Source organism: Marivita hallyeonensis, from assembly GCF_900129875.1.
Taxonomy (GTDB): domain Bacteria; phylum Pseudomonadota; class Alphaproteobacteria; order Rhodobacterales; family Rhodobacteraceae; genus Marivita; species Marivita hallyeonensis.
The window spans coordinates 572,979-597,752 of sequence record NZ_FQXC01000002.1; the positions used below are offsets into that span (position 1 = coordinate 572,979).

General features: G+C 60.5%; 24 protein-coding genes and 1 tRNA gene. 15 read left to right on the plus strand and 10 right to left on the minus strand.

The annotated features are described in order from the left end of the window. Positions 1-94: 94 nt before the first annotated feature. The 11 genes from BUA42_RS08505 to BUA42_RS08555 all read left to right on the plus strand — a co-directional run bounded on the left by BUA42_RS08505 (position 95) and on the right by BUA42_RS08555 (position 11,535). Entirely contained in the window at positions 95-2,158 is a 2,064-nt protein-coding gene (locus BUA42_RS08505) for a dynamin family protein (RefSeq protein WP_072777258.1), read from the plus strand. 12 nt (positions 2,159-2,170) lie between these two features. After that, positions 2,171-3,079, plus strand: coding sequence for a dynamin family protein (locus BUA42_RS08510; protein WP_072777259.1), 909 nt, complete (start codon positions 2,171-2,173; stop codon positions 3,077-3,079). A 60-nt stretch (positions 3,080-3,139) separates the two neighbouring features. Continuing rightward, entirely contained in the window at positions 3,140-3,517 is a 378-nt protein-coding gene (locus BUA42_RS08515; RefSeq protein ID WP_178346879.1) for a hypothetical protein, read from the plus strand. Positions 3,518-3,714: 197 nt separating this feature from the next. Continuing rightward, the gene (locus tag BUA42_RS08520; RefSeq protein WP_143152647.1) at positions 3,715-4,284 is read left to right on the plus strand and encodes a hypothetical protein; all 570 of its coding nucleotides are present in this window, start codon (positions 3,715-3,717) and stop codon (positions 4,282-4,284) included. A 438-nt stretch (positions 4,285-4,722) separates the two neighbouring features. After that, positions 4,723-5,715 (plus strand): TRAP transporter substrate-binding protein, encoded by a 993-nt coding sequence (locus BUA42_RS08525; RefSeq protein ID WP_072777262.1) that lies wholly within the window; start codon positions 4,723-4,725, stop codon positions 5,713-5,715. 59 nt (positions 5,716-5,774) lie between these two features. Beyond that, positions 5,775-6,272, plus strand: a complete 498-nt coding sequence (locus BUA42_RS08530; protein ID WP_072777263.1) for a TRAP transporter small permease — start codon at positions 5,775-5,777, stop codon at positions 6,270-6,272. Further along, a complete protein-coding gene (locus BUA42_RS08535) occupies positions 6,269-7,543 on the plus strand; it encodes a TRAP transporter large permease (RefSeq protein WP_072777264.1) in 1,275 nt (424 codons plus the stop codon). The genes BUA42_RS08530 and BUA42_RS08535 overlap by 4 nt, the downstream gene beginning before the upstream one ends. A 4-nt stretch (positions 7,544-7,547) precedes the next feature. Next, positions 7,548-8,426: an isocitrate lyase/PEP mutase family protein gene (locus BUA42_RS08540; RefSeq protein ID WP_072777265.1), complete on the plus strand. Its 879-nt coding sequence runs from the start codon at positions 7,548-7,550 to the stop codon at positions 8,424-8,426. Positions 8,427-8,525: 99 nt separating this feature from the next. Beyond that, positions 8,526-9,515, plus strand: coding sequence for a tripartite tricarboxylate transporter substrate binding protein (locus BUA42_RS08545; protein ID WP_072777266.1), 990 nt, complete (start codon positions 8,526-8,528; stop codon positions 9,513-9,515). A gap of 38 nt (positions 9,516-9,553) precedes the next feature. Next, complete coding sequence (locus tag BUA42_RS08550; RefSeq protein ID WP_084066166.1) at positions 9,554-10,045, plus strand: tripartite tricarboxylate transporter TctB family protein; 492 nt, start codon at positions 9,554-9,556, stop codon at positions 10,043-10,045. Further along, positions 10,042-11,535, plus strand: a complete 1,494-nt coding sequence (locus tag BUA42_RS08555; protein ID WP_072777268.1) for a tripartite tricarboxylate transporter permease — start codon at positions 10,042-10,044, stop codon at positions 11,533-11,535. The genes BUA42_RS08550 and BUA42_RS08555 overlap by 4 nt, the downstream gene beginning before the upstream one ends. Before the next feature lie 242 nt (positions 11,536-11,777). Here the strand turns inward: BUA42_RS08555 and BUA42_RS08560 are convergent. From BUA42_RS08560 to BUA42_RS08595, 8 genes are all read right to left on the minus strand, one after another. After that, positions 11,778-11,867: transfer RNA gene (locus tag BUA42_RS08560), tRNA-Ser, on the minus strand. 66 nt (positions 11,868-11,933) lie between these two features. Continuing rightward, positions 11,934-12,311: a hypothetical protein gene (locus BUA42_RS08565; protein ID WP_072777269.1), complete on the minus strand. Its 378-nt coding sequence runs from the start codon at positions 12,309-12,311 to the stop codon at positions 11,934-11,936. Continuing rightward, positions 12,311-13,039 carry an alanyl-tRNA editing protein gene (locus tag BUA42_RS08570; RefSeq protein WP_072777270.1) on the minus strand — a complete coding sequence of 243 codons (729 nt, stop codon included), beginning with the start codon at positions 13,037-13,039 and terminating at the stop codon, positions 12,311-12,313. Before BUA42_RS08570 ends, BUA42_RS08565 begins: the two co-directional genes overlap by 1 nt. Beyond that, a complete protein-coding gene (locus BUA42_RS08575) occupies positions 13,036-15,465 on the minus strand; it encodes a DUF3772 domain-containing protein (protein ID WP_084066167.1) in 2,430 nt (809 codons plus the stop codon). Before BUA42_RS08575 ends, BUA42_RS08570 begins: the two co-directional genes overlap by 4 nt. Continuing rightward, positions 15,462-16,496, minus strand: a complete 1,035-nt coding sequence (locus tag BUA42_RS08580) for a cysteine synthase A (RefSeq protein ID WP_072777271.1) — start codon at positions 16,494-16,496, stop codon at positions 15,462-15,464. The genes BUA42_RS08575 and BUA42_RS08580 overlap by 4 nt, the downstream gene beginning before the upstream one ends. 53 nt (positions 16,497-16,549) lie before the next feature. Beyond that, entirely contained in the window at positions 16,550-17,686 is a 1,137-nt protein-coding gene (locus BUA42_RS08585; RefSeq protein ID WP_072777272.1) for an NUDIX domain-containing protein, read from the minus strand. 6 nt (positions 17,687-17,692) lie between these two features. Further along, positions 17,693-18,133, minus strand: coding sequence for a TrgA family protein (locus tag BUA42_RS08590; protein ID WP_072777273.1), 441 nt, complete (start codon positions 18,131-18,133; stop codon positions 17,693-17,695). Between the two features lies 1 nt (position 18,134). Then, complete coding sequence (locus BUA42_RS08595) at positions 18,135-19,343, minus strand: SAM-dependent methyltransferase (protein WP_072777274.1); 1,209 nt, start codon at positions 19,341-19,343, stop codon at positions 18,135-18,137. 194 nt (positions 19,344-19,537) lie between these two features. Between BUA42_RS08595 and BUA42_RS08600 the strand changes: the two genes are divergently transcribed. Then, positions 19,538-20,197: a hypothetical protein gene (locus tag BUA42_RS08600; protein WP_072777275.1), complete on the plus strand. Its 660-nt coding sequence runs from the start codon at positions 19,538-19,540 to the stop codon at positions 20,195-20,197. Between the two features lie 20 nt (positions 20,198-20,217). On the opposite strand, the gene BUA42_RS08605 is transcribed toward BUA42_RS08600, so the two are convergent. Continuing rightward, positions 20,218-21,633, minus strand: a complete 1,416-nt coding sequence (locus tag BUA42_RS08605; protein ID WP_072777276.1) for a cryptochrome/photolyase family protein — start codon at positions 21,631-21,633, stop codon at positions 20,218-20,220. 202 nt (positions 21,634-21,835) lie between these two features. Beyond that, complete coding sequence (locus BUA42_RS08610) at positions 21,836-22,426, minus strand: biotin transporter BioY (protein WP_072777277.1); 591 nt, start codon at positions 22,424-22,426, stop codon at positions 21,836-21,838. Between the two features lie 113 nt (positions 22,427-22,539). Between BUA42_RS08610 and BUA42_RS08615 the strand changes: the two genes are divergently transcribed. The 3 genes from BUA42_RS08615 to BUA42_RS08625 all read left to right on the plus strand — a co-directional run bounded on the left by BUA42_RS08615 (position 22,540) and on the right by BUA42_RS08625 (position 24,746). Continuing rightward, positions 22,540-23,196, plus strand: a complete 657-nt coding sequence (locus BUA42_RS08615; RefSeq protein ID WP_072777497.1) for an SDR family oxidoreductase — start codon at positions 22,540-22,542, stop codon at positions 23,194-23,196. Between the two features lie 120 nt (positions 23,197-23,316). Beyond that, entirely contained in the window at positions 23,317-24,105 is a 789-nt protein-coding gene (gene surE / locus BUA42_RS08620; protein ID WP_072777498.1) for a 5'/3'-nucleotidase SurE, read from the plus strand. Continuing rightward, positions 24,105-24,746 (plus strand): protein-L-isoaspartate(D-aspartate) O-methyltransferase, encoded by a 642-nt coding sequence (locus BUA42_RS08625; RefSeq protein WP_072777278.1) that lies wholly within the window; start codon positions 24,105-24,107, stop codon positions 24,744-24,746. The genes surE and BUA42_RS08625 overlap by 1 nt, the downstream gene beginning before the upstream one ends. The last annotated feature ends 28 nt before the right edge of the window (positions 24,747-24,774 follow it).

The window sequence follows — 24,774 nt, forward strand, 5'->3', positions numbered from 1 at the left end:
ACCATCATTGTGGCGTTAACACCGGATTGCTGACGTCAATGCCCCTGAGCAGCGGCATACGACAGGCGCGTCCTAAAAATCTGGCTGGATTCGGATGAACATCGAAGCAAAGATCACGCCAGCGGTCGAAAGAAAAAGCTCGGTCAAGTCGAGCATCTTGAAGGCAGGCACAAAAAGCCTTGGCGATTTCGCGGACCGCGTCGCCACTGTCGAGCGCGCGATAGACGACCTGTCTGGCGTCGTGGGTGAAAACACCGCGCGCTCGTTCGAACGGTTGCACCGTCAACTCGATGAGTTCGAACCAAGCGTCACGCTTCTCGGCCAAGTGAAAGCCGGCAAAACCGCCCTTGTCAACGCGATGGCAGGCTGGTCCGACCTCCTGCCCTCGGACGTCAACCCATGGACATCCGTGGTCACCTCCCTGCACCTGCAGCCCGGAACAGAGCGTCCCGAAGTCGCGGCGCGGTTCAAATTCATGACGGAAGACGAATGGGACCGCCTGCTGGCGAAAGGCGGTCGGATCGGCGAACTGGCAGGGCGCGCAGGCGCAGAGAGCGAGTTGCAGAAGATCCGCTCTCAGATCGAGGAGATGCGCAGCAAGTCGCGCCACCGGCTCGGGCGAAAATTCGAGTTGCTCATGGGTCAAGAGCACGAATACGGCTATTTCGACAAGAACTTGCTCGAACGGTATATCTGCCTCGGCGACGACTTCGCGGATCAGGATGACGACGGCGACATCGCCGACCTAGGGAAATTCGCGGATATCACGCGATCCGCCGACCTCTACCTGAACTCCGAGACATTCCCGTTCCGCATGTGTCTGCGCGACACGCCCGGCGTGAACGACACGTTCATGATGCGCGAACAGATCACAATCCGCGCAATCCGGGAAAGCCGGGTTTGCGTCGTGGTCTTGTCCGCCGGCCAGGCACTGACCTCGGTCGACATGGGCCTAATCCGGCTGATCTCGAACATCGACACGCGCGAGTTGATTGTCTTCGTCAACAGGATCGACGAACTGACCGATCCCGCGAAAAGCATTCCCGAAATCGAAGACAGTATCCGTGAAACGCTGCGCAAGCACCACGGTCCGGACAATGTCGAAATTCTGTTCGGAAGTGCCTATTGGGCCAACAAGGTACTTTCGGGCGAACTCGAGTCCCTTGGCGACTCCAGTTCCAAGGCCTTGTTTAAATGGGCAGAAGTCAAACTCCAGCCGGACGCACCGACGCAATCCGCCACGGAAATGATTTGGGAACTGTCTGGCCTGCCAGCCCTGTCTGACGCCATTTCCCGCCGTGTCGTGGAAAAGGTGGGGGAAGAGTTCGTCCAGAAGACCGCAAGCTCGGCCATCACCCTCGCCACAGCGCAACAGGCCGCGAACACGGTGCGGATCGAAGGGAGCGAGGACGCCCCCCAAATCGACGCGAGCGAGATCAAGCAGGAATTCGAACGGATCGTTCAAGACAGCATCAACGTGCTGAACGTAGAACTCGATACGGTGATCCGGGATTTCAACGAGCGCGCGGACCGCGCACGCGAAAACTTTGTGGCCAGGGCATCGCATTCCCTGATCGATCACCTCGAACGATACGGACCCGAAGCGGTCTGGGAATACCAGCCCGAAGGTCTGCGCATTCTGCTACGATCGGCCTACAAGGTCATGGGCAGCCGCGTGCAGTCCACCGCGAAAGCCCGTTACGAAGCTGCTGTGTCCGAGATCGCGCAGCTTCTCTACAAAGGCTTCGGGAGCGCCGTTGAAGGCATCCAAATCGGTGTTCCGAGCACCCCCGATATCCCTGCCCCGGTGGCCCTTGGCCAAACCATCGCGCTTGATTTCAACGACAGCTGGTGGGTCTCGTGGTGGCGCCTGATGCGCGGGTACAAGGCGTTTGCCAAGCGCTTTCAGGAACTGATCACGGCCGAGACCGAGGACTTCATGTACCAGTTGAAGGCCGTTCAGACCGACGCGATCAAACTGGAAAGCCTCCGTGTCCTGCAAGAGTTCTTCGACGAACAACGTGACATCCTTTTGGAGTTGCTGGCCCACCCCGACAACAGCCAACACGTCCACGCCATTTTCGGCGACGAGGCAGAAGACGCCCGGCAAAAGACAATCGAAAATGCGCTCAAGGTGCTTCAACCCATCGCTGCGTGACGGAGAGACCCAATGACCAAGCCCATCAACTTCGGCACTCCGAACAACCGTAAACCACGCCTCGCCCTGATGGGCGAATTCAGCAGTGGAAAAAGCACCTTGTCCAATCTCCTGCTGGGCGAAGCGCCTTTGCCGATGCGGGTGACGGCGACGCGTCTACCCCCGGTTTGGATCACCGAAGGCGAACCAGCAGCCTACGCCGTGCTCGACGACGGGTCAGAGCAGCCCGTCAACATTGAGGATCTCGAAAACAATTGCCCAGATAACACGCGGATGATCCGCCTGCATCGGCATGCGGACATCCTGCAGGTGTGCGACCTGATCGATATGCCGGGCATCTCCGATCCGAACATGCCCGTCGACTCCTGGCGTCCAATCATCGAAGACATCGATTGCGTCATCTGGTGCACCCACGCGACCCAGGCTTGGCGACAGTCCGAGGCTGCGATGTGGGATCAGATCTCGGGGTCGACGAACGGCAACAACATCCTATTGGTGACCCAATTCGACAAGTTGCGCACCGAACTGGAAGGCGCGCGCGTCCTGAACCGCCTCAAGTCCGAAACGCGCGACAAATTCAGAGACATCTTCACGATCTCGCTGCTTCAGGCCATTGAAGCGGGCGACGACTTCGAGATTTGGCGACAAAGCGGTGCGGCCGAGTTCACCGAACACCTGATCGCACTTCTTCTGAACAAACTGCCGGACAAGGGCAAAGAGTCGAACGCGTCGGCAAAAGCCGCTGCTGCGTCCTCGGGTCTTGTGGTCGAACATGTGGCCGAGGTTGTGCAGGACCCGCCCGCGACCGCACCGGAGGATGGTGAAAACGTCGCGCGGATCAGGCCCAAACGGGTCCGCATCAAAACCCGGATCAGGCCACGCACGCCGCGCCCGTCAAGTTCCGCAGCAAGCCATGCGTAAACCACCCACACAGCGCCGCAGCGTCAAAGCGGTTGCAAAGTAGATGCCATGGGGGTCGAAATGCAGCTTGACGAAGATCTGAACGCCATCAAACGCAAAGTCGGGGGATGCACGCTCGCGGCCTTCGGCGATCTTCGTACGCAACTCATTCTTCGGGTCGTGTCGGATCACCGGCGTTCACAGGAAAGCCTCGACCAGATGTGCGCGCAGGCCAAGCGCGCCTTCAAAACCGCCGACGCCCTCGCAAAGTCGCAGGCTGCGACGACGGCCCCGAGTGACCATGCAATCATCCTCACATCGAACGAATGCCACCTGTTTGTCCGTGCTCCACGAAATCACAGCGACGTGCTGATGTTCGCCTGCAAGGATTTCTCCGCGACCGAACACTTGGTGAGTGCAGCCCGCCAGATGCTCCAGGAAACGGCCCTTGCAAGCTGATGCCCCAAGTCTCCGCACATAAGCCGCAGGGCCGAGACACGGATATGTCGCAGCTCAGAACAGCGATTTCGAAGCTGTCCAGCCGAACCGCCGAAACCGTCAGACAAGCGCGCCGTGAAGAGCACGACGCGAACAGTCTCGCTCCTGCGCTCCACGCACTGATCGACGAAACCGTACTTCCCAGAGAAATCGCGCTTTTGGCCGACGGGATCGTTTCCGCGCGTCTATCAATCGCCAATCGAAGATTGAATGGCGTGACGTTGGATCCGCTGCACAAAAACGTCAAAACCCAGCCGCCCGAGACCGCCAACGACTTCGCGTCGCTGATCCGGCATGCGTGTACTATCGGACACGCCTACACGCTGAGACCGTCAGGGCGCGGTCAGGCCTTCACCGAAAACGGCCCCAGTTGCACCGGCGCACAGCTCGTCCGCGCCTTGGGAAAGGCCAGTGCCGACACCCTGTTCGACACGCTCAAACCGCTGTCCACCGCGTACCTGCTGTACGGCGCCGGGGGCAGCGAGTGCGAAGCGTCAGGGCCCAGTGACCTACTGACCGCGCTGCGCATCGCGAACGCTTCGGATGCCGACGCCAGTCAAGAGAAAGCCAATCGCAAGGCAAAGGACCTGCCCGCCAAGCCCACCTGCCTTGTCCTTCCCTTGAACGAAACCACCAGGATCATGATCGCCGCATCAAACCAGAAACGCGCCATATTCGCGATCGACGAACAGAACGTGTCCGCCTCAGCACGCGCCTGGATGTTTTAAGACACATCTGCTGTTTGCCGCGAAACGATCGGTTCAAACCATTAAGACCACCGCATGCTAATGCGTGGATCGCTCGCCGAAGCGATAAGACGGTTTAGCTTGGCAAAGGAAGCGAACTAGCGACGATTGTATCGTGCACACCGCGCTCGAAATAAGCTCTGATACCGCAACTATGCGTCGATGTTGGTACAGCGCCAATCATATAGCGAGCTCCTGATACTCCGTGCTTTTTGCTGAGAACTACGTTCCACTAGGCGAACCGTCGTTCTCAGAGATTTTGCAAACTCAAGCAATTTTGACGCGAATTCATCACAATTCGCGATCCACAGTCGATCTTTAAGACAGGCTGTCAAACGAGGTGAGCGCCACCGAAGATCACAAGCAGTTGCAAAATCTGTATCCCAAATTAATCTTCGCGCAAAATGGGAGGAGAAAATCATGATCAAACAGACTGTTCTGGCAGCAGCCTGCCTGTCTCTTTTGGGGACGTCGGCCTTCGCCACCGAAAAGATGCGCATCTCTTTGCAGTTGCCGCTGACAAGCCACCTGGGCGAGAACTTGCAGCTCTTTGAAAAAGAGGTCGAGGAGCGCACGGGCGGCGCGATCGATGTCGAGATTTACGACAGCGCGACTCTCTACAAGGACAACGAAGTGCCTGCCGCGGTCGGATCGGGGTCCATCGAGGCCGGTGTTGCTTCGCTGACGCGCTATGTGGGCGATGCTCCGGTGGTTGACGTGTTCTACATGCCGTTCCTCTTCAATACCGAGGACAAGGTCCGCGCGGCTGTGGCCGAGGGATCACCCGTGCGCGAGGTGCTTGAGGAAGAGATCGCCAAAACCGGTGGTGAGGTGCTTTACTGGCAGGCCTATGGTGGTGCGATCCTGTTGTCCCAGGAAGAGCCGATCCGCACGCCTGCAGATCTGGAGGGCAAGAAGGTGCGCGTCTTCGGCAAGACGCTTGGAGATTTCGTCAGCGCCGCCGGTGGTGCGCCAACGCTGGTTTCCGGGTCAGAGCAATACCTCGCCTATCAGCGAGGCACAGTGGATGTCGGCATGACCGGCGTGTCCGGCGTGAAGTCCCGCAAGCTGTGGGAGGTCATGGACACCATCACCCGTACCAACCACGCCAACATCGAATTCGTCGTCGTGGTGAACAGCGACTGGTGGAATGGACTGGATGCGGACACTCAGGGCCACATCCGTGAGGCAGCCCGGGTCGCGCAGAACGATGTGCGTGACCGGATGAGCCAGATCGAGGCGGATGCTTACGCGGCTGCGGAAGAGAACGGCATGACCATCGTCGATCTGACGGATGAGGAACTGGCCGCCTGGCAGGCCGTCGCGCAACCCGTCTACGACAGCTATATCGAAGCCACGGGCGACGCCGGGCAAACGATCCTCGATGCGCTGGGCGTGAACTCCGGCTCCTAAGCCTTTCTCCAACCCTTTGGATGCGGGCGGCCAGCGGGCCGTCCGTTCGGGGCTTGCACATGTCCGTCATCACACAAGTTTCCCGACTGGCCTGCGTCATCGGCGCGGTGCTCATGGCCGCAACTGGCGCGATGCTCACCTATGAGGTCATCGCGCGGTACTTCTTTATCAAACCGACGATCTGGGCCGCGGAACTTAGCCAGATGTGCCTTGTCTGGGGGTGCCTTCTGGCGATGCCCTATCTTCTGACGCTGCGGCGGCACATCACGGTGAATGCGGTAACGTCGCTTTTGCCAAAGACCGGACAGCGGCTTTGCGCTTATATCGCCCTGATTGTCGTGATCGTCTTTTCCGCTATCGTTGCCTTCTGGGGCTTCGACATCTTCTACACCAGCTTCGAACGCGGGCGCACAACCGGGTCGATCCTTAACCTTCCGATCTGGATTTCCGAAGCCTCCGTCCCGGTGGGCTTTGGCCTGCTCGCGCTACAGGGCGTTGTCGAACTGGTCCGCTTGCGGGATACGGACAACGCAAGTCTGGGGGCGACGCACGAATGACCATCGTCCTCATCCTCGTTGCGCTTTTCGTGCTGCTGCTTCTCGGCGTTCCGGTTGCTTTTGCGTTGGGTGGCATGGGTCTTGGTATGCTCATGCTGGGCGGCTTCTCTCCGCTCATGGCACCGCAGTCGATTCTGTCGACGCTGAACGGTTTTATCCTGCTGGCCGTGCCGCTCTTCCTCTTGATGTCCAACCTGCTTTTGAAAGGCGGTGTCGGGCGCGACCTGTTTGCCGCGGTGCAGGCCTGGGTCGGACATTGGCCCGGCGGTCTCGCCGTCGCCACGATCATCTCCTGTGCATTGTTTGCGGCGATCTCGGGCTCGTCTGTGGCCACCGCCGCCACGATCGGCACCGTCGCCATTCCCGAGATGATCAATCGCGGGTACGAGAAGAAATTCGTCTATGGCTTGCTCGCAGCGGGCGGCACTCTGGGCATTCTGATTCCACCGTCGATCCCGATGATCGTGTACGGCTTTGTCACCGAGCAATCGGTGATCGCGCTTTTCCTTGCGGGTATCGGACCGGGCCTCGTTCTGGTCACGCTTTTCGTGCTCTTCGCGATGCTGCATGCAAAACTGTCCGGCAACTTCGAAGACGTGCCCAAAGCCACCTGGCAGGAACGAATGGCTGCGTCGAAACGGGCCCTGCCCTCCGTTGCGCTTGCCGCATTGGTCATTGTGGGTCTCTACTCGGGTGCGTTCACACCAACCGAAGCCGCCGCCGTCGGCTTTGCCGCGGCGCTGTTCATCGTGACCTTCTGGTTGCGCACGCTGACATGGGCGACCTTTTGGGACGCGGTCCGCGAGTCCGCAATCACGACCGCCGCCATCCTGTTGATTGTTGCGGGTGCCAAGATCTTTGGCAAAGCCATCGCGCTCTACCGCATCCCGCAGGACATCTCGGCCTTTCTGGCGCAAACCATCGACGATCCGATCATGTTCATCATCGTCGTGTCTTTGGTCTTGCTGCTCATGGGGCTGGTGTTCGAAGCGCTGTCGATGATCCTCATCATGACGCCCGTCCTCTTGCCCGCTGCACTGGGCCTCGGCTTTGATCCGATCTGGTTCGGTATCTACATGGTCATCATGGTCGAATGCGCACTGATCACGCCGCCCGTTGGATTGAACCTCTATGTCATCCAGTCCGTCGCGCGGACGTCGCTGGCGAATGTTGCGCGCGGTGTGTGGCCGTTCCTCGTGATGATGATCATGACAGTGGGTATCCTCTACATCTTCCCCGACCTAGCCCTCTACATTCCGTTCAAATGGTGATGCCATGAGCACAGCCCAAGCATTGCGCGATCTTCTGCAAGAGGATCGCTGCCATATGATGCCCTGCTGCTTCGACGCGCTGTCTGCCAAACTGATCGAACAGGAAGGCTATGCACTGACTTTCATGTCGGGCTTCGCAGCTTCGGCCAGCCGCATCGGTGCGCCCGACCTCGGGTTGATGAGCTACGGAGAGGTTGTCGATCAGGCGCGCAATATCACCGACGCAATTGGCATTCCGCTCATCGGGGATGGCGACACCGGCTACGGGAACGCGATGAACGTACGACGCACCGTGGCCGGGTTTGCCAAAGCCGGATGCGCCGCAGTTATGATCGAGGATCAGCTTGCACCCAAGCGGTGTGGTCATACACCAGGCAAAGCCGTGGTATCTCGGGACGAAGCCTTCGACCGCATCCGTGCTGCCGTGGATGCGCGCGAAGCCCTGCGCGCTGCAGGAGGTGACATCCTGATCCTCGCCCGCACCGATGCGCGCCACGAACACGGCCTGTCCGAAGCCATCGACCGTGCCGCGCAGTTTGCGGAATTGGGGGCTGACATCCTCTTTGTCGAAGCGCCGCAAAGCGAGGCGGAAATGCGGGACGTGTGCAGCAACCTGCCCGGGCCGAAGATGGCGAATATCGTCGAAGGTGGCGCGACGCCCGACCTGCCCAACGCAGCGCTGCACGACATCGGCTATGCAATCGCCGCCTATCCGCTGTCCCTGATGGCCTCCGCTATGCAAGCCATGGTGACCACTCTGCGCGCGATGCGCGATGACCAGCGGCCAAACCAAATGGACTTCGCAGAGCTTCGCGACCGTATCGGGTTCAACGCGTATTACGAGGCGTCAGAGCGATACGCCTCATCCAAACGCACGACTTGACTGTGCCATCGGGACGCCAAGATTGACCGTGACATATCTTTGGATGAGTATCCTCCGGCAAACAAAAGAAAAGGCCAAAGTGCCTAAGGGAGGAAAACCATGAAGATGTTGAAGGCCGCCTTGGCGGCAGTTGTTGTCGCGGCCAGCCCCGCGCTTGCCGAGTATCCTGAACGAGAGGTTCTGGGTGTCGTGATGTGGGGCGCGGGCGGTGCAACCGATACCGTTGCTCGTGCAGTGAACCCCGCCGCTGAAGAAGCGCTTGGCAAACCGATCGTGGTTCTGAACAAGTCGGGCGGTGCCGGTGCGATCTCGACCGCTTTCGTGAACGCCGCGCCCGCAGATGGTTACACGTTCCTTTACGGTGCCGAAAACCCGCAGCTTCACGGTGTCATGGGGGTTTCAGACATTGACTATGGCGACATGTACCCGATCAACATCCTTGGCCGCGGCGTAGGCGTGATCGCCGTTCCGGCGGATTCCAAGTACCAGACGCTTTCTGACTTACTCGGTGACATCTCGGCCAATCCCGGCTCCGTCAAGATGGGGTCGACCGGTCCGGGCGGTCTTCCTTCGACGATCGGCGCTCTGATCTCGAACGCGACCGATTTCGACGTGACCGCGATTCCCTTCGATGGCGAAGGCCCCGGCCTGACCGCGATGCTGGGTGGTGAGGTTGATTTCATGCCCACCGGGATCTCTGCCGCGGCCGAGCAGATCAAAGCCGGCAACATGCGCGCGCTTGCCGTTGTGAATCCCGAGCCGGTCGACACATTGCCGGATGTCCCCGCCATCACCGACACGATCCCCGAAATGTCGCGCTTCCTTCCGTGGGGACCGTTCTACGGCGTGTTCGTACGGGCCGAAGTTCCCGATGATGTGAAGGCAACTCTGACCGAGGCGTTTTCGACCGCGGCCACCGATGAGACGTTTCTCGAACTCATGGCGAACCGTGGCAACGTGGTCATGAACATGAGCGGGCAGGAAGCCGTCGATTTCCTGGCCAAGTGGCAGCAGGTCACGGTCTGGGCGCTTCAGGATACCGGCGCAGCCAAGGTCAATCCCGAAGAGCTCGGCATCGCGCGGCCCTGATCACATCGGTCGATCTGTCAACACCTGACGGGTCGACCATGCCCAACACTGAAATGAAAACACCCGACACTCTCCGACCCGGAGAACGGCTTTTCGCGCTTCTTCTGGTCCTGTTCGCTGGTTATGCCTTTTGGGAATCCTATCGGATTTCGGGTCTCGACGGGCTGACCACGGGCGGCGTTTTGCCGATGCTTGCCTCTGCGGTGATGCTTGTGACTGGGCTTGTCATCCTGTCAGAGACGCTGCGCAAACCCCGCGCGGATGACAGCGGGATTTCGGGGCTGGTGGCCTACCTGCTCCCGCTGAGGGTCGTCTTGTTCACGGCACTGGTGGCCGTTTACGTGGCCGTAATCCCGGTCCTGGGCTTTCTGCCCGCGTCGGGCGGGCTGTTGTTTATCGCGATCTGGGCGCTTTGGCGAAAAGGCCCGCTCAGGTCCATGGCGATATCGCTCCTTAGTGTCGGGGTCATCTATCTCCTCTTCCGTGTCGTCTTTCAGGTCGTCCTGCCCATGGGGAGCCTGTGGCAATGATCGAGACGCTCGGCTATTTCGCGACCTCGTGGTTGGACCCCTCTTTGCTGGTGCTCACCGCATTGGGCACGTTCGCGGGAATCTATATCGGCGCGATCCCCGGTCTGTCGGTCACGATGGCCGCATCGATCCTGATTTCCTTCACCTTCAAATGGGACGTCAATGAAGCCCTCGCCCTGATCGGTGGCGTCTATGTCGGCGGCGTCTACGGCGGGGCGCGAACGGCGATCCTGCTCAACATCCCCGGTGCGCCAAGCGCGATTGCCACCGCAATCGATGGCTATCCGCTCGCGCGCAAGGGCCTCGCCGGAGAAGCGATTGGCCTTTCAACGGTGATGTCGGTCATTGGCGGTCTCATCGGCGTTCTCGCGCTGGCCGTTGCGGCGCCCCTGATTGCCGATTTCGCGATCAAGTTCACCTCACGCGATTACATGCTTCTGGGCATCATCGGCATCCTGCTCGTCGGCACCTTGTCGGGCGAAAGCTTTGCCAAAGGGGCCTTCGCCGGTGCTCTTGGGGTGATGATCGGCATGGTCGGACTTGATCCGATGACCGCCGAGACGCGGTTCACATACGGCTCGATCAACCTGATGGGAGGCATCCCCTTTGTCGTGGCGATGATCGGTTTCTTCGGCGTGGCCGAAGCGTTGGCGCAGCTTGAGCATATCTCGACCGCGCCGATCAAGCAGAAGGTCTCGCGGATCGTTCCCGCATGGTCCGATGTGCGGCGCTATCTTGTACTGGGGCTGAAATCCTCGGGGCTGGGAACGCTCATCGGCGCATTGCCGGGCACAGGTGGCGACATCGCAGCGCTGCTGGCCTACGATCATGCCAAACGCAGCACCAAGAACCCCGAAGTGCCTTTTGGCGAAGGCGCCAAGGAAGGGTTGATTGCGCCCGAGACGGCAAACAATGCAGCGGTAGGCGGGGCGTTCGTTCCGATGCTGACACTCGGCATTCCCGGCGATGCCGTTACGGCGATCATCATTGGTGCGCTCTACATTCACGGCCTGAAACCCGGGCCGCTGCTGCTGACGGACACACCGCATCTGTTCTGGTTCATCGTCGGCAACCTGACGTTGGCCAACCTGTTCCTGCTGGTCTTCGGCCTGACCGGCATTCGCATCTTCACAAAGGTGGTCGAGTGCCCGCGCGCGATCCTGATCCCGCTGATCATCATCCTGTCAGCGGTGGGTGCCTACGCCATCCAGAACAATCCCGTTCATATCACCTGGGCCCTGGCGTTCGGTGTCATAGGGTACGTCCTCAAGCGATACGGTTTTCAGGTCGGTCCAATTATTCTCGGAGTGATCCTGGGCCCGATGATCGACGCCAACTACCGCCGCGCCATGATCGGCGCACGGGAAGACATCGGAAGCTTCCTATTCGATCTGATCAGTCACCCGATTTCTTTCCTGTTAACCTCTGCCCTGGTATTCATGTTCGTGACCCAAATCCCGTTCGTGAAGAGGCGGATACGTCGCGCATGACCAGTTTCGATGCTCCAAGGATAAAGCGCATCTATCTGCTGGCGCATTTTGAGAGTACTTCGGACAGCCTGCGCAACCAGTGAACATCGATGCTACGGCATCTTCGCAGAAAAGATGTACGGAGCGACGCGCTCTGCCAATTTTATCTGTAAGGTAAATTGCCTTTTTTGCATCGCTGAAACTTGAGAGTGGTTTGCGATCCGAAGCTCTGCACAAAGGTACGAAACCTGCTGGAATTGTGATGGCGGACAGGAAGGGATTCGAACCCTCGAGACGGTTTCCCGCCTACGCACTTTCCAGGCGCGCGCCTTCGACCACTCGGCCACCTGTCCGAGGCCGTGTGTATGAGAAAGCGCATGCGGGATGCAAGTGCGATTCTTCAGGTTGTTCCGAGATGATCACTCGGCACGCCTCACGCTCCGCGCGGCCGCAAGGAGGAGCACTCCAAGCGCGATTTCGAACGCCGCGGCCCAAAGGATTGCGCTCTTTGCGGCCTCGGTTGCCCAGGCGTGCACACCCGTGGCAGCGACGACAAAGAAGACCAGACCGGTAATCACACATAACGCGGTAAGGAACCGCCCGTTTGGCAGAGTGCGCGCCATCATCAGCACGATCCCCATGCCCAACAGCGCCGGTGCAAACCGACGGGCGGGAAAGTCCATGCCTGGCACATATTCGGTGGCGTAGACCCGCAGGTAGCTTTCGGGCGACAGCACCAAAAGCGCGCCGACGAGGAACACGAACACCCCCGTCACGGCAACCAGTCCCCGCGCCATTACGTCTCCAGCGCGATGTTGACCCGGCGGTTCTGTTTGCCCTTGTTCTCGATCTTGCCGATCACCACGCGCCCGATCTCTCCGGTTCGTGCGACGTGTGTGCCGCCACAGGGCTGCAGATCGACCTGTGCGCTCCCCTCTCCGATCCGAACAAGCCGGATCCGGCCCGACCCGCGTGGCGGTTGGACAGACATCGTTTTTACCAGCCCCGGATTGGCGTCGAGCTCTTCGTCCGTGATCCAATCCTCTGAGACAACAAGGTCGCGGTCGATCAGTGCGTTCAACGCATCCTCCAGCGCGACTTTGTCCTCCGGCGGCTCCGGCATCATGAAGTCCAGCCGACCGCGTCCGGCCCCGATCGAGCCGCCCGTCACCGGCAGGTGAATGACCACCGACAACAGGTGCAGCGCCGTGTGAATGCGCATGTGTTTGTGGCGGCGTTCCCAGTCCAGTCGCTGGGTCACGTGCGCACCGATGGGCGGCAGGCTCGTGGGTTCGGACGGCACGAGGACACAGACCTCCCCTGCCCCTTTGACCGTGGTTGCGATGGCAAGTGACTTGCCGTCCCAGGTCACCCATCCGCTGTCCCCCGGCTGGCCGCCACCGGTTGGATAGAAGATCGATCGGTCCAGCATGAGCCCGCCCTCGTCCGTGTGGCCGACCACACGGGCCGCGAGGTCCCGGGCGTACGGGTCCAGGCGGTACACAGGTTCAGTCGAAGGCGTCATGTCGAATCCTCCTCGGGCGCATCAGAGGCATCGCGATACGCGCGTGCGGCGTCTTTGGGTGGTGCCGTGTCCTCTGCGTTCTCCTGCGGCTCGCTGTCGTCCGACGGCGTGGAAGCCGGGTCCTGCGGGCGCAGTGCTTCGGGATTGCGCAACCAAACGTCGCGCTGTGCGAAGGGAATCTCGATCCCTTCCTTCTTGAAGGCTTCATAGATCAGGTGATTCATCTCGGTCCGCACTGCGATGATGCTGGTGATGTCCCGAAGGATCATGCGGATGTCGAAATCGAGCGAATCCGCACCGAAACCCGCGAAGTGGACAAACGGTGGCGGGTTCATCATGACCATGTCCTGATCCCGCGCGATCTTGTAGAGGATCTCTTCCACCTTCCTTGTGTCCGACCCGTAGGCCACGCCGACCGGCAACACGAGGCGTCCAACGACGTTGCCGCGTGTGTAGTTGGTGACCGTGTTTGACACGAAATCCGCATTCGGCACGATCACGTCGGTGCGGTCGAAGGTTTCGATCCGGGTGGAGCGGACCGAAATATCGCGCACGAAACCCTGCTGGCCGTTCACCTCGATCCAGTCGCCTTCTGCAATCGGACGTTCGATCAACAGGATGATCCCCGACACGAAGTTCTGGACGATATTCTGAAGCCCGAAGCCGATACCGACGGACAATGCGCCGAACACGATGGCGAGCGCCGACAGGTCAATTCCCGCGGCGGTGATCGCCACGATGGCTGACAGGAAGATCCCCAAATACCCGGTGCCCGAAACGATTGCCGTCTGACCACCCTTGTCGAGCCGCGTTTTCGGCAGAACGGAGCCGCGCAAACCGCCCTGAAGCAAGCGCGTTGCGGCGAAGCCAATCGCGAATACCAGCGCAAAGGTCAGGAAGTCGGTGGGCGAAATGCGCGTCTCGCCAATCGAGAACCCGGCGCGGAAGGTGCTCCACAATTCGGTCAGATCGGATAGCCGCGCACCCCAGATCAGGGCCAGAAGCGGCAATGCGCCAATGATCAGGATGATGCCCGAAATCACGGGCACGAGGCTTTCCGTGGTCTCCAGATCCTTTCCCGTGATGAGGTGATAGACGTCACGGACGAAGGTCTGCAGTGTCAGCAGGATCCCGAACAAACCAAGTGTCAGGATCGCCGGGAAGATCATCGCCTCGGCGACATTCAAGTAGCCAATCGCCGACAGGACCGGCCCGACAACCCCGATCACCATCGCACCCTGCGCGACAAGGCGCGTGACGCGGGTCACGAAGTTCAGCGAGTCCGGCGTGGTTTGATCATCGCCCTCAAGCGGTCCGGCTTTTCGCATGATTTGACCAAGCCGGAAAAGAACAAGCCCGCAAAGCACGTGGATCGGCAAGCTGAGCACCGCCAGCGTGGTCTCCGACCAGCCGGCAAACTCCTCAACCCCGCCGACAAGCATGCTGAGCGCCAGCAACCACGCAAGCGCGTTTGCGTAGTAGCGCGCTTCTTTCCGGCGCTCCGGGGCCAAAGCCACATTGTGGCGCGTCTCATCCAGCGTGAACCGTTCCGCAGCCAGCCACCGCGTGAACAGAACGACCAGTAGAATGGGGGGAAGAAGGAAGGAAATCTGCGACCCCAAAGGCCCCAGCACACCGCTCACATCGACGGCTTGCACCGCGATGAAAAACGCCCCGACAGGCAAGGCCACCCGAAGCAGGGAGACCAGCGTCGTCCACACACCGGTGCCCCGCCGCGTCTTGCTGCGCAGCCATAGGCCCAGTCTCGTCGTCCAAGCCGGCGTCCGGAACAGAAGCAAAAGCGCGATGGCCATCGTCACCAGCGTGGCGGGCAGATCGTTGATGAATTCGGTGCGCCGCACCTCGTTTTGCCAGTTCGCGCGAACCTCCTCCGCAACTTCTGACACGGTGCCGGTCAGCTCTTGATAGGCCACCGCCCAAAGACGCGGATCAAGCGGCTCCGGCCCGCGTTGCAGCAGCGCGTCGGTCTGCCGCGACCGGATGATATTGTCGATTTCCGCGACCAGACCATCTGCCCGCGTGAAAGCCTCTTCCGCGCGAAGCAACGGCGCTTGCAGACTGTCGATCTGCTGCGTCAGTTGCTCTCGTCGCTGGCTGATTTCGGCAGGTTCTTCGCCCTGCTCTGGAACCGGCCCCAAAGCATCCAGCTGCGATTGCAGGGTTTGAAGGCGCGGATCACCATTTGCCTGAATGTTGAGCCATAAGTCGCGGTAACTGGCCAGATCCGACCGGAGCACTTCGAGTGCTTCCGTCGATGCCGATGCGGATTCCACCGCCTGCTCGGCGCGCTGCGCGACCTCGTCCCATTCGCCGAAATCAATTGGCTCGTTTTGTGCAAAAAGCGCTGTCGCGCTTAGCAGCACGCACAGAAATACCGTCCGAATTAGAGCCGCGGCCCGGGTCATGCGTCTTCGAACACCGTGACGATGTCGCGGGACGGGCGATCAAGCCAATCCGGAACGGGCAGACCTTTTTCCTTGAGGAAGGCGGGATTGAACAATTTCGACTGGTAGCGCGTGCCGTAGTCACACAGGATCGTCACGATGGTGTGCCCCGGACCCATGTCCTGCGCCATCTTGATCGCGCCGCCGATGTTCACACCGGAGGACCCACCCAGGCACAGACCTTCTTCCTTCATCAGATCGAAGACAATCGGCAACGCCTCTTCATCCGGCACCTGACAAGCGAAATCGGGCGTGAATCCTTCGAGGTTTGCGGTAATGCGTCCCTGCCCGATCCCTTCCGAGATCGATCCGCCTTCCGAGGCGAACTCTCCGGTTGTGTAGAACGAATAGAGCGCCGCTCCCATCGGGTCTGCCAGGCCCAGTTTGACGCCCTTCGGCTGCAACACCTGCGCAACCCCGGCCAAGGTTCCGCCCGACCCCACGGCGCAGATGAACCCGTCGACCTTGCCGTCGGTCTGGTCCCAGATTTCGGGGGCGGTCGTTTCCACATGCGCCCGGCGATTGGCGACATTATCGAACTGATTGGCCCAGATTGCGCCATTTGGTTCGGTCTTGGCCATCTCAGCTGCCAACCGGCCGGAATACCGGACATAGTTGTTCGGATTGCGATACGGGGCTGCGGGAACTTCGACCAGCTCGGCCCCGGCAAGCCGCAGCATGTCCTTCTTTTCCTGGCTTTGCGTCTCGGGAATAACGATGACCGTCGTGAATCCCATCGATGCCCCGACAAGAGCGAGGCCGATCCCCGTGTTTCCGGCTGTGCCTTCCACAATCGTGCCGCCGGGCTTGAGTAAGCCCTTCTCAACCGCATCCTTGATGATGAAAAGCGCCGCGCGATCTTTGACCGATTGCCCCGGGTTCATGAACTCGGCCTTGCCCAGAATGGTGCAGCCGGTGAGTTCGCTCGCCTTGCGCAACTTGATGAGTGGAGTGTTCCCGATGGCCTCGGCCAGTTCGCCCGCGTAACGCATGCTTCCCCCGCAAAAACTGTTCAACATCGGTGTAGGCGCGTGGCGCGCGGAACTCAAGCAGCGCTCCGCAACCGGTCACGGTGCGACGCCAGCCAATAGAGCATCATGACCAGCGGACCCGCATTCACCTCTCCCTCGCTCACCAGCGCCATCGCCTGCTCAAACGGCATGACATGGCTGCGGATGTCTTCGTGCTCGGACACGACCCCGTTCGTGTCCGGTTCAAATCCGGCAAGGTCGGTCACCGCAAGAAAGCAGTGAAAGAACTCAGTCGAATAACCGGGCGAAGCATACACCTTGGCGATGGGTTCCAGCGGCCCCAGTTCCAGTCCCGCCTCTTCCACGGCCTCGCGCCGCGCCGTGTCTGCGGGGTCTTCGCCCGCATCGACCAGACCCGCAATCGGCTCGAACACCCACGGGTGCGGATCGCTCCGCCACAAAGGCCCGAAGCGCAATTGCTCGATCAACAGCACCTCGTCACGCTGCGGGTCGTAAGGCAGTACGAGCGCCGCGTCGAAGGCAAGAAACGCCTCCCGCGTGACAGTCGGGCTGCGGGAGCCATCGAACCGGATGTGGTCATAGCGGAACTCGGCCAATTCGAAAAACCCGCGATAGCCCGGCAAGCGGTCCGTCACCGTGACGTCCTCATCGCGCGAGGAATAGCGGATTTTGGGCTCTGATGTGTCCGTTCGCGCCATCGCGCGGGCCCAATGCCGGGCCATCAGAAATGGTCGCAATCCTGCAGCAGTTTCAGCATCGTACCGATCCCTGCGCGCCATCACATCGCGCGCCGCGCCGACCGCCATCTCCCCCCAGACGCGCACCCAATCATCAAGCACCCAAGACGCGCCGCGCGTCTGATCATGCTTGGTCGGGTAATAACACACAGCCTCATGAGGAGCGCCGTCCACCTCCACAGTCACCTCGGACAGACGATAGGAAAACGCGCCTTCGTAGTAGGAAAAACGTTCCGCCTCGTCATCGCTGACGCCCGACAGCAGGATCCCGGAAGCGGCGCTGCCGGTGACGGGTTCGATCATCGGATATGCTTCGTCCTGCACCCAGGAGACACGATGGTTCGGCAGGTGCGCTGCCTGAATGCGATCGTCCAAGGCACCGTCGTTGCAGCCCAGAACCGCCTCAAGAAGTGGAACATGGCACAGGGTTCCATAGAAGAAAAAAGACGTCAAACCGCGCTATTTCCAGTGACGCGCGGCGTATTCCGAAAAATAGCCCGTCAAGAATGCACCAAGCAAAAACGTGGTGATCATCATCGGGTTCACCAGAATGGTCCCGTATTCGATCCCGATCTCGAAGATCGCCGCGAAGGCCTCTACAGGTCCGTCGAAGCGTCGCTTCATCGACAGATCAACCATTTCGTTGGTGGCATGGATGAACAGAACCCAGAACAGCATCGCCGCGACCCCGGTCAGCCCGTTTGCCACCGCGTCCTTGGTCCCCCGCCCGGCGCGTTTGCCCACGACAATCCAGCCGACAAGCGCCCCGACAGCCGCGTTGAAAATCGAGAAATAGCCCCAATTCGTGATTTCGGGCATCAGTGTCTTCACCAACTCTGAAGAAAGATACGCCAGGGCCGCCAAACAGAGAGCTGCGATGGCTTTGGCGGCGGTCGGCATGTCAGGTTGGTCTCGTGATCGTTATCTGCGTCACATCGCAGTTTCCGCTAAGGAAGGTGGACGCGCAAGAGGTCAGGTAAAAATTCCACATGCGCCGGAATCGATCGTCGAACCCCAGTCGCGCCACCTGATCCCACTTTTCGTTGAAAGTCTCGTGCCAGCGGCGCAGCGTCTGGCTATAGCTTTCACCAAATTCTATGGACCGCGCCACGTTCAATCCCGCGCTCTCGATCTCGGTCCGCAACACGCTGGGACTGGGCAACATCCCACCCGGAAAGATATATTTCTGAATGAAATCAACGCCCCGGTTGTAAATCTCCCATCGCGAATCCTCTACCGTGATGATCTGCAACGTCGCGTTCTTGCCAGGCTTCAGGCAGTTCTTCACCGCCGAGAAATAGGTCGGCCAATATTTCTGCCCGACCGCCTCGAACATCTCGATCGATGCGATCCCGTCATACGTGCCTTTTTCGTCACGATAATCCTGAAGCTTGAAGGTCACACGATCCGACAATCCGGCCTTTGCGATCCGGTCGACCGCGTATGCGTATTGCTCCCGAGAGATTGTCAGCCCGGTCACCTTAAGACCGCGTTCCTTCGCGGCGTATTCGGCAAAGCCGCCCCAACCGCAGCCGATCTCGAGCACATGATCCCCGGGTTGCGCGCCCATCTGATCGACCATGCTCTTGTATTTCGCGATCTGGGCCTTCTCGGTGCTTTCCTGTCCCGTCTCGAACAGAGCCGAGGAATAGGTCATCGTGTCGTCCAGCCACAGCGCGTAGAAATCATTGCCCAAATCGTAGTGATAGCTGATGTTTTTCTTGGCCTGTCGCTTGGAATTCGACTGCAGCCAGAACCGCATCTGTTCGTACCACCGCACAAAGGTCAGCCCCGGAAAGCTGTCATAGACATCGTTGTTGTCGCCATGGACGAAATCCATGAACGCCTGCAAATCCGGCGTACTCCACCAGCCATCGAGATAGGCGTCGCTGAACCCGAGATCCCCGTCCCGGATGAGCCGGGCAAAAAGATCGGTGTTGTGCACGTGAACTTCCGCCACCGGTCCGGGCTCTGCCCCTTGCGCCCGGAAATGTCGCCCGTCCGGCAGAATGAAATCGATCCGCCCCTTGCGAAGCTTGTCTGCCATCCCAAAGACCTGCGCAAAATAACGGGGCAAATTCGGCTGGTCCGCCGTCGAAGTCAGGATCATGTACCGCTTTCCGATGTCTGAATTTATTTACACCTATCAGAGCCTTATGTTGACAGGCAAGTTCCTACCAGACTTAGAACGGTCGCCGGAAAAGCAAATCCTGACCTGCGCCATTCCTGAATTTCAACCAATCTTCGAGTCGGCGCATATTTTCGCGCCGCGACACCAAATTCCTTTTTCAGGAGATAATTGCTATGACCATTCGTGTTATCACACCCTCCGTTCGCAGTCGCCGGAACAAGCTGCGTGACCAGTTGCAGACAGCCGGGCTGAGCATGGCCGATGCGCATCAACGCGTCTACGATGCCTACCCCGTGGCGCTGGAATTGCTCGATGCCGGCTTCGAAATCATCGATGAGGTCCGCCAAGCACCGCGTCAGGATCGCGTCGATGCCTTCATGGCCGAACCGCTTCTGGTCGAGTTCTTCGGCGAAGCGACGCGCGTGCGCCACGTCAACAATGTGCATCGTCGCCTGGAAGGCTTACGCGACCGCGTGGAGCGGGGCTTTACGGTTGCCTTGAAACCTGACGGGAAGAAGACACCGCTGGCACAGACCACCGGGGCCCTGAACACCACACGCGTGCGCTTCCGGCTCTACACACGGGGCATCCGCCTCGACATCTGGGACCTTGCCGCGCTGATCAATCACGAGATCGGTCACCAGTGGTTCAAGGATCAAAAGCTGGGAACGGAACCCGTCTACGGCACTCAGGCGGCACGCGACCTTGCCAGGTACCATCCACGCCGTGCCCGCAAGAGCACTGAAAACTACGAACAGTTCTGTTCGGCAGCCCATATCGCGGAAGGCCTGCAAAGCAACCGCGACGATTTGGAAGTCTTCCTGGCAGCCTGAGCCGGATCAGCGCGAGCGCGCTAGAAATCCCGGTCCTCATACGCGGACAGAGCCCGCTTGCGCCCCTCATCCGGAGCCACAATCGGCTCCGGATATGCATCCTCAGGCGACATGTTCCAAGACTTCGGGATCGCGTCGAAATAGGCCAGCGCGTCCTCGTGCGGGTTCTCGTATTCCTCGGCGATCCAGCGGCTCACGTAGTCCCGGTCCTTGTCGAACTTGTCGAGCTGCGTCACCGGATTGAACACCCGAAAATAGGGCGTTGCGTCCGGACCTGATCCCGCTGACCACTGCCAGCCCATCGCGTTCGAGGCCGGATCCCAGTCGATCAGGCAGTCCTTGAACCACTCCAGTCCGATCTTCCAGTGGCACATCAGATGCTTGGTCAGATAGCTCGCCACGATCATCCGCCCGCGATTGTGCATCCGGCCGGTGACATACATCTCACGCATCGCCGCATCGACAAACCGGATGCCCGTGCGCCCCTGCTTCCACGCCTTGACCTCGGCCTTGCGCTCATCCTCGTTCCACGGGAAGGCTTCCCACTCCTCGCGCCAGTTGTCCGACAGAATGCGCGGCGTGTGCCACATCAGGTGGTAGGCGAACTCGCGCCAGACCAGCTCTTTCAAAAAAGTCTCCGCGCCGGCCTTTCCCTCGTCCAATGCCCGCTGGCCGGCATGCCAGCACTGCGCCGGGCTGATCTCACCAAGGCTGAGATTCTCTGACAGGTTCGACGTCCCGTCCACACCCGGAATGTCCCGTGTGGTGTCGTACTCCGCCACCTTGGACGCCATGAAGGCCCCAAGCCGGGACTGCGCCGCCGCCTCACCCAGTTGGACAAAAGGCCGGACGATCTGCGCCCCACGGTCCATCTCGGCATCCAGCGCCCAGTCCTCAAGCGTATCGCTGTCCGGCCATGTCTCTGGCGCGGGCACGGAAGACGGGGCAGACAGCGGTTTGTCGACCGACCGGTCCCGCACAGCCTTCCAGAACGGCGTGTAGACCTTGTAGAATGCGCCCTGCTTGGTCTCGACGGTCCACGGTTCGAACATCAGATGCCCGGTAAAGCTTTCCGCCTCGATCCCCGCCTTTTTCAGCGCGGCCTTGACATCGCTGTCGCGCTCCACCGCGTCCGGATCATAGGCTCGTTGCCAGTAGACAGCCGTCGCTCCGGTCTCTTCGACCAACGCCGGGATCACCGCGCGCGCATCGCCCGACCGCAGGACGAGCCGACTGCCGACCCCTTCCAGCGCCTCCGCGAAACTCTCGAGCCCAAGCCCCAGACGCCATTTCGGCGCAGCACCCAGACCGTCGACAGCGTCGTCCCGGATGAACACCGGGATCACTGGACCACCCCGCTTGACCGCCGCGCTCAGCGCCGCGTGATCGCTCAACCGCAAATCGCGCCGTATCCAGACAAGTGTCGTTTCAGCCATCTTCCGCCCCTCGCACGTCTTTGTCACCGACCTAAGCGCACCCTTGGAAAGGTCAAACGCCCTCTCCCGCTTCTCTGTTTCCCAAATACCTCGGGGGAGGCCGCCGCAGGCGGACGGGGGCGGAGCCCCTCACCCGACCCGCCAAAAGAAAAACCCCCGCCGATCCGGCGAGGGCTTCCATGATTTTACCAGTTGGTCAAATTTACGACTGGCGCGCCTTCAGCGCTTTCCACGCACCGGTGACGATCAACGCGGCGAGGATCGCTTTCACGGCATCGCCGATCAGGAACGGTGCGGTGAAGTATGTCCAGTAGTAGCCCATGTCCTGACCGACCCAACCGGCCTCGACACCCGTGGCAGATGCAACCGCCATCGGCCATGCAATGCCCGGGACGTAGAGCAGAGCAGCGAGGACCAGTGTCACGAGGGCCGTCGACACAAATCCTTTTGCAACTCCGCGATCCGCGGCCAGACCGGCAAGCCCCGCCATCACGACAAACCCGAACAGGAAGCCCGCGGTCGGGCCGACAAAAGCGAGGCCGTTCATGCCATTGGCAAAGACCGGCAAGCCGATTGCACCGTACCCCAGATAGGTCAAAAGCGTCGCCGTGCCGAGCCGCGCGCCGAAGCTCAGCCCGATCACAAGTATCGCCAGCGTCTGAAGTGTCATTGGCACCGGAAAGAACGGCACCGAGATCTGCGTGGCTGCCGCGATCAGCGCGGCCCCGCCCAGCGCAAGCAGGGTTTGACGCAGAAGTGTGGATTTCCCGAAGGCGGCTTGTGTCAGCGTCATGGTGAGCGTTCCTTTTACTGTCCCGTGTTTGACCTCGTTAATTCTGCAATTGCACAACCAAGTCAAGCACGAGCCCCTTGCGGTGGCTGCGCCAAAAAGGCATGTGGAGCGCCATGACAGACACATCTCGCCCCATCGCTCTTGTCACCGGTGCCTCGCGTGGTCTCGGATTTGCCCTGGCTGAAGCCTTGGCCCCTACCCATCACGTTGTCGCCGTCGCGCGAACGGTGGGCGGGCTGGAGGATCTGGACGACCGCATTCAGGCCCATGGCGGCAGCGCGACGCTCGCCCCGATGGACGTCACGAACGCGGATGCAATGGCCCAGCTCTGCCGGTCGACTCATGACCGCTGGGGCCAGATTGCGCTCTGGGTCCATACCTCCATCCACGCCGCGCCCCTGACGCCGGCGAGCCATATGGACCCGAAGGATTGGAAAAAGTCGCTGTCGATCAACCTCGACGCCATGTCCCATTTGATCCCTTATGTGTCGGCACTGTTGAAGCCCGATGGCGTGGCCGCGTTCTTTGACGATGGGCATGCAGGCGAGAAGTTTTTCGGACATTACGGCACAACCAAAGCCGCGCAAATGGCGCTGGTGCGGTCTTGGCAGGCCGAGACGGAAAGCACCGGGCCGAAGGTGCGGATCCTGTCACCGAAACCGATGGCAACGGCCTTGCGAGCCCGGTTTTTTCCCGGCGAAGACCGGGCGCCGCTTGCCTCTCCGAAGGACGAAGCGGCCCGCCTTCTTCCGGAAATCCTGTCGGACTAACCTCAACGGGATGCGGTGACGCATCCGTCCGTTTCCGTCAACGGAAACGCCGCACGCACCGGCGGAAGCTTGCCGCACGCGGGACCTTCGCCTATGCAGATCAAAACAGGGGCAGAGCCGATGCGCATACTCATCACCAATGACGACGGGATCAACGCACCGGGGCTGAAGGTGTTGTTCGACATCGCCAAAGAGCTCGCCGGAGAAACCGGAGAGGTCTGGACGGTCGCTCCCGCGTTCGAGCAATCCGGCGTCGGCCATTGCATCAGCTACACCCACCCCATGATGGTCAGCCAGATGCGCGGCGAAAACCGCTATGCCGCTGAAGGCAGCCCGGCGGATTGCGTCCTTGCGGGTCTGCATGACGTGATGGTGGGCAACCCGCCGGATCTGGTGCTGTCGGGCGTGAACCGCGGCAACAATTCGGCTGAGAACGCGCTCTATTCCGGCACACTGGGTGGTGCGATGGAAGCCGCGCTGCAGGGCATCCCGGCGATTGCGCTGTCGCAGTATTACGGACCCGACAATCTGCACGCCGAAGACCCGTTCGAAGCGGCGCTTGTGCACGGGGCCGAGGTTGTCCGGCGGATTCTTGCCCATGACCCGAAGGATCAGTCAGGCTACCGGCTCTTCTACAATGTGAACTTCCCGCCCGTTCCCGCCGCCGTGGTCAAAGGCACACGGATCACGCCGCAGGGCATCCGGCAAGGTACGCGTTTTTCGGTGGAGCCGCACAACTCACCCTCGGGTCGCCGCTTCCTTTGGATCAAGGGCGGCGATCAGCGTGCGCCAACGGCACCGGGCAGCGACGCGCACGAGAACCTAGCCGGATATATCAGCGTGACACCCATGCGCGCGGACCTCACCGCCGAGGATCACCTTGCCCGCCTTCAGGACGCCTTCGGCTGATGGACGACGCGGAACGCAAGATGCAGTTCCTCTATGCGCTGCGGTCCCGTGGCGTGACGAACAACTCTGTGCTCACCGCGATGGAAAAGATCGACCGCGCACCGTTTATTAAGGGGTATTTCGCCGAACGCGCCTATGAGGACATGCCTCTTCCGATTGCCTGCGGGCAGACGATCAGCCAGCCATCGGTGGTCGGCCTGATGACGCAGGCGCTCGAGGTTACACCGCGTGACACCGTGCTCGAGGTGGGTACCGGATCGGGCTACCAGGCCGCGATCCTGAGCCAGCTGGCGCGCCGCGTCTACACTGTGGACCGGCATCAGCGGCTTGTCCGGGAGGCGCGCGAGGTGTTTGACGATCTGGGCCTCACCAACGTCACCGCCTTTACCGCCGATGGCAGTTTCGGCCTTCCCGACCAGGCCCCGTTTGATCGCATTCTTGTGACCGCCGCCGCCGAGGACCCGCCCGGCCCTCTCTTGGCGCAGCTGAAGGTGGGCGGTATCATGGTCTTGCCCGTGGGCCAGTCCGACACCGTGCAACACCTCATCCGGGTGCGGCGAACGCCCGACGGGCTTGAATATGACGAATTGCGCCCGGTTCGCTTTGTGCCACTGATCGAAGGGGTGGCTCGCGACGCATAATGCGGGCATAGTAAGAGGTATGACGACC

Coding starts and splice junctions, on each gene's coding strand:
- BUA42_RS08505 (WP_072777258.1), top strand. CDS start 95: ATGAACATCGAAGCAAAGATCACGCCAGCGGTCGAAAGAAAAAGCTCG.
- BUA42_RS08525 (WP_072777262.1), top strand. CDS start 4,723: ATGATCAAACAGACTGTTCTGGCAGCAGCCTGCCTGTCTCTTTTGGGG.
- BUA42_RS08565 (WP_072777269.1), bottom strand. CDS start 12,311: ATGGCGCGGGGACTGGTTGCCGTGACGGGGGTGTTCGTGTTCCTCGTC.
- BUA42_RS08540 (WP_072777265.1), top strand. CDS start 7,548: ATGAGCACAGCCCAAGCATTGCGCGATCTTCTGCAAGAGGATCGCTGC.
- BUA42_RS08530 (WP_072777263.1), top strand. CDS start 5,775: ATGTCCGTCATCACACAAGTTTCCCGACTGGCCTGCGTCATCGGCGCG.
- BUA42_RS08545 (WP_072777266.1), top strand. CDS start 8,526: ATGAAGATGTTGAAGGCCGCCTTGGCGGCAGTTGTTGTCGCGGCCAGC.
- BUA42_RS08570 (WP_072777270.1), bottom strand. CDS start 13,039: ATGACGCCTTCGACTGAACCTGTGTACCGCCTGGACCCGTACGCCCGG.
- BUA42_RS08605 (WP_072777276.1), bottom strand. CDS start 21,633: ATGGCTGAAACGACACTTGTCTGGATACGGCGCGATTTGCGGTTGAGC.
- BUA42_RS08580 (WP_072777271.1), bottom strand. CDS start 16,496: ATGCGTTACGCGGGCGAACTGGCCGAGGCCATCGGGAACACTCCACTC.
- BUA42_RS08555 (WP_072777268.1), top strand. CDS start 10,042: ATGATCGAGACGCTCGGCTATTTCGCGACCTCGTGGTTGGACCCCTCT.
- BUA42_RS08595 (WP_072777274.1), bottom strand. CDS start 19,343: ATGATCCTGACTTCGACGGCGGACCAGCCGAATTTGCCCCGTTATTTT.
- BUA42_RS08625 (WP_072777278.1), top strand. CDS start 24,105: ATGGACGACGCGGAACGCAAGATGCAGTTCCTCTATGCGCTGCGGTCC.
- BUA42_RS08575 (WP_084066167.1), bottom strand. CDS start 15,465: ATGACCCGGGCCGCGGCTCTAATTCGGACGGTATTTCTGTGCGTGCTG.
- BUA42_RS08550 (WP_084066166.1), top strand. CDS start 9,554: ATGCCCAACACTGAAATGAAAACACCCGACACTCTCCGACCCGGAGAA.
- BUA42_RS08615 (WP_072777497.1), top strand. CDS start 22,540: ATGACAGACACATCTCGCCCCATCGCTCTTGTCACCGGTGCCTCGCGT.
- BUA42_RS08610 (WP_072777277.1), bottom strand. CDS start 22,426: ATGACGCTGACACAAGCCGCCTTCGGGAAATCCACACTTCTGCGTCAA.
- surE (WP_072777498.1), top strand. CDS start 23,317: ATGCGCATACTCATCACCAATGACGACGGGATCAACGCACCGGGGCTG.
- BUA42_RS08510 (WP_072777259.1), top strand. CDS start 2,171: ATGACCAAGCCCATCAACTTCGGCACTCCGAACAACCGTAAACCACGC.
- BUA42_RS08535 (WP_072777264.1), top strand. CDS start 6,269: ATGACCATCGTCCTCATCCTCGTTGCGCTTTTCGTGCTGCTGCTTCTC.
- BUA42_RS08515 (WP_178346879.1), top strand. CDS start 3,140: ATGCAGCTTGACGAAGATCTGAACGCCATCAAACGCAAAGTCGGGGGA.
- BUA42_RS08600 (WP_072777275.1), top strand. CDS start 19,538: ATGACCATTCGTGTTATCACACCCTCCGTTCGCAGTCGCCGGAACAAG.
- BUA42_RS08590 (WP_072777273.1), bottom strand. CDS start 18,133: ATGCCGACCGCCGCCAAAGCCATCGCAGCTCTCTGTTTGGCGGCCCTG.